The sequence below is a fragment of the Alkalilacustris brevis genome (assembly GCF_003350345.1).
GTDB lineage: Bacteria > Pseudomonadota > Alphaproteobacteria > Rhodobacterales > Rhodobacteraceae > Alkalilacustris > Alkalilacustris brevis.
The window spans coordinates 1-3735 of the sequence record NZ_QNVJ01000044.1; the positions used below are offsets into that span (position 1 = coordinate 1).

The following is a 3735-nucleotide window of genomic DNA, read 5'->3' on the forward strand; positions in this document are numbered from 1 at the left end:
GCCGGTCAGCACGCAGCCTGTCGAGGTGGCGCAGTCGGAATTCGTGCCGCAGTGGAGCGAGCGTTGGCGGGTCAGCACCGAAGCGGTCGAGGCGCTGGTGGATACCGGCGAAGCCAGCCTGGTGGACGCCCGCCCGCGCAACTTTTTCGAGGGCAGCTTCTGGACCATCGCGCGGGCCGGCACCATCCGCGGCGCCGAAAGCCTAACCTATGAAGACTGGTTCGACGGCACCCGTATGCTGCCCCCGGAAGCCGTGACCGAGATCGCCGCTGCACGCGGGAGTGAGGCGTCGCTGACCGTTTCCTTCTGCAACACCGGACATTGGGCGGCGATCAACTGGTTCGCCCTGAGTGAAATCGCCGGTGTGTCCAACACACGGCTCTATGCCGAAAGCATGGCCGAATGGACGGCCGCGGGCCGGCCGCTCGACAATGCGCCTTATCGCGTCACCGTCTACTGGACGCAGACGCGCAACTGGATCGAAGGGATCTTCTGAGATGCTGTCACGACGTTTGACGCTTTTCGCCGTGGGGCTTGCGCTCGTTGCGGCGGCATTCTCCTGGGCGGGGCCACGCGCGGCTTTTCTGGTGGCCATCGGGCTGGGCTTTGGTCTTGTGCTCGAGGGGCTGCGCTTCGGCTTTGCCGGGCCTTGGCGCACAGTGGTTACTGATCGCGATGCGCGCGGGCTTGTGGCGCAGCTTCTGGCGATTGGCGCCACGGCGGCGCTGGCACTGCCGCTGCTGGCCGCCGCACCGGGCGAACTGGCGGGGGCCCATGCGCCGGTGGGCTTCGGGATGATCCTTGGTGCCTTTGTCTTCGGCATGGCGATGCAGGTTGTCATGGGCTGCGGCTCGGGCACGCTCATCAACGCGGGAAGTGGCAATCTGGTGGGGCTGGTCGCGCTTGTCGGGTTCATCGCGGGCAGCTTCGCGGGTACGCTGCATCTTGATTTCTGGACAGGGCTGGGCACGCTGCCGGTCATCACGCTTCAGGGTTTCGCAGGCAATGGCGGCGGGCTTGTGCTGACGCTCGCTGCGCTCGGGCTGGTGGGCTATGCTGCCATACGCCGCGCCGATCCGGGCAAGCGGCTGCCGCCGCTGCGGCTTTGGGTGGCGGCTGGGCTGATCGCCGCGCTCGCACTTCTGAACCTGATCGTCGCCGGGCAGCCCTGGGGGATTGTCTATGGCCTCGGCCTCTGGGGGGCCAAGGTCGCCGAGGCGGGCGGCGCCGATCTGGTCGCCACGGCCTATTGGGCCAGCCCTGCCAATGCCGAACGCCTGTCGGCCAGCATCCTGACTGACGTGACATCGCTGACCAATATCGGGCTGATCGTTGGCGCGTTTCTGGCCATGCGCTGGCGCAGTTCGCCCGACGCGCCGACTGCGGCGCTGACGGTTCCAAGCTGGGTCTTCGTGCTCGTGGCGGGCATCGTGCTAGGGTATTCGGCGCGCATGGCCTTCGGCTGCAATGTCGGCGCATTTTTCAGTGGCATCTCTACCGGCAGCCTGCATGGTTGGGTCTGGTTCGCCGCGGCTTTCGTCGGGTCGTTCCTGGGGCTGCGGCTGCGCCCTCTGGTGCTGGTGCCCCGCAAGTTCACCCAGGCGGAGGGCGTGGCATGAGCGTTCAGGCTTCTTCTTCGCGGCCGCTGGTGGGCCTCGCGGCGCTGGTGCTGGTCGCCGCCATCATCTCGCTTGATGCGCTGCGTTCCGAACCTGTCGATCCGTTCGCCGTGCCACCGCCCGCGGCGCTCGGCTCGGGGCAGGCTCCGGCCGGGGCGCATTGTTCGGCCGGGTAGCGGATCCGGCGCATTTGCAGGTTCGTGAAAGGTGTCGATGCCGGCGATGCACTAACGATCAATCCGGACCGCCCAGCGCCGGGACCATGCCGGGCGGGGCGCGCAACGACGCGCCGCCACACCCCCGAAGCCGATCTGCAGCGCGCGGTGGTGCAGGCGCTTCGCTTTGCCCTGCCCCGCACGGCCATCATCCACCATTGCGCCAATGAGGTCACCGAGCCCGGACCGCGCGGCGCCAAGCGCCAGGCGATCCTTGTCGGCATGGGCGTCCATGCGGGCTTTGCCGATCTGATGGTGCTCTGCGACGGCCGCGTGCTGTTTCTGGAGCTGAAGGCGCCGAAGGGCCGGCTGCGCCCGGCGCAGCGATGCCGTGCTGGCGCAGGGCTTCGGCTGGGCGCTGGTGCGCTCGCTTGACGACGCGCCGGGCGTACTGGCCGATCATGGGTTCACCACGCGGGTTGTGCAGACCGATGCCGGCCGGCGCGTGGTCGCTCCAGCCCGGAGGGCAGCGCCATGAGCCACGAGGCCACCAACTGGGCGATCAAGCAGCGCGGGCTGAAGCCCACGACGAAGATCGTGCTCTGGCATCTCTGTGACCGGTTCAATCCCGACTATGGCTGCTTCCCCTCACAAGAACGGCTGGCGCATGATTGCGAGATCAGCCGATCGACGCTGAACGAGCATCTGGGCCAGCTCGAAGCCGCCGGGCTTCTGCGCCGTGTCCCACGCCTGCATCGAGTCCCCAAGCGGCAGATGCCCAGCCGCTACATTCTGGGCTTCGAGCAGGGATTCACACCACATGTGCCAGACCCGTGTCCGGAAAATGCCGAAAGCCGTGTCCGGAATCCGGACACTAACCCTGTAAGGGAACCTCTAAGTGAACCAGTAAAGGAGGAGGAGGAGGGCGCGCGAGCGCGCGAGGCCATCTCCGAGGAGTTTTTCGGGGAGCTGCTCAAGGCCCTGGGCCTCGACCCGACCGCCCTGCCCGGCTGGTGCCAGGGCTGGCCGCCGCGCGAGCATGTCCGGCGCTGGCGCGACGATCTGGGTCTCGACGAGGACGCGATTCTCGCCGTGGCCGAGGCCTCGCGGCGAACCCATCCCGAGCCGCCCGATGGCCCCAAGGCGCTCGATCGCGCCATGCAGCGGGCAGCAGGGCGCCTGAAGCACACCGGCGCGCAGGTCGCGAGGAAGGGCGCTGCGCCCGGCAACGGCGAGGCCCGGCGACGGAAACCCGACGAGGGCCCCAGGCCCAGCGATGACGAACTCGCGGCCTTCTACGCGGCCAAGGTCAATTCCGAGGAATACCTGCCCGCCAGCATGATCAGCAGCGCAATGTGCCACGCCATGCTGGCGCGGGGGCTGGTCACGGTCGAGCGCCTGCGCGCGCGGGGTGTGTGCCGGTCGAGGTCAGGCGCAACCGGTATGGCGAGCGTGCCGCCACTGTGGTCGTCGGCACCGTACGCGTGCTCGCCCGCGGCAAATGGCGCACGGTCGAGGTGCTGGCCTGCCCAGGCACCTTCTCGCCCCACCCGCAGCAGATCGAAGCTGCACGCCGCGCCTATGACGACTGGTGGCAGGCGCTCGACTGGGTGCGCGACGGGCTGATCGAGGGCGGGATGCTGCGGGAGGTGGAGGTAACGGCAGCGATGCCGAAGGCGCAGCCTTGGACACGGGTGAGTGCGGTCAGATAGGAGATCGCCATTGCCTATTGGCACAAAATATCTATATTGATGCCAAAGGAGATCACCATGCAGTTTGCCACGGTCCAGCCGATTACAGCACGTCCCGACCTTCCCGTCATCACAGACGAGGAAGCGGCGGCGCTGGCGCGTGCGACCGTCAATCTATTCCGCGCCTGGGGCCTGACCGACACTGAGGCCCGCACCCTGCTCGGCGACATGGCCCAGCGCACATGGGCGCGCTGGAAGACCGGCGACATC

Annotated in this window: 4 protein-coding genes and 3 pseudogenes; all 7 read left to right on the forward strand. The window is 67.8% G+C overall.

What is annotated here, in order from left to right; translation table 11 throughout:
- Positions 1–496 (forward strand): sulfurtransferase (locus DQ229_RS06100; protein ID WP_274378824.1); only part of this gene is annotated, 496 nt, incomplete at its 5' end.
- A 1-nt stretch (position 497) separates the two neighbouring features.
- Complete coding sequence (locus tag DQ229_RS06105; protein ID WP_114965388.1) at positions 498–1619, forward strand: YeeE/YedE family protein; 1122 nt, start codon at positions 498–500, stop codon at positions 1617–1619.
- Complete coding sequence (locus DQ229_RS06110) at positions 1616–1795, forward strand: hypothetical protein (protein ID WP_114965389.1); 180 nt, start codon at positions 1616–1618, stop codon at positions 1793–1795. The genes DQ229_RS06105 and DQ229_RS06110 overlap by 4 nt, the downstream gene beginning before the upstream one ends.
- 57 nt (positions 1796–1852) lie before the next feature.
- Positions 1853–2312 (forward strand): annotated as a pseudogene (locus DQ229_RS06115) (VRR-NUC domain-containing protein).
- Positions 2309–3190 (forward strand): annotated as a pseudogene (locus DQ229_RS06120) (helix-turn-helix domain-containing protein); the annotation flags it as partial. The pseudogenes DQ229_RS06115 and DQ229_RS06120, both read left to right, overlap by 4 nt.
- Positions 3187–3486, forward strand: a pseudogene (locus DQ229_RS16765) (hypothetical protein); the annotation flags it as partial. The pseudogenes DQ229_RS06120 and DQ229_RS16765, both read left to right, overlap by 4 nt.
- Positions 3487–3525: 39 nt before the next feature.
- On the forward strand, positions 3526–3735 hold a 210-nt coding region (locus DQ229_RS06130), incomplete at its 3' end, for an antitoxin Xre-like helix-turn-helix domain-containing protein (RefSeq protein WP_338014148.1).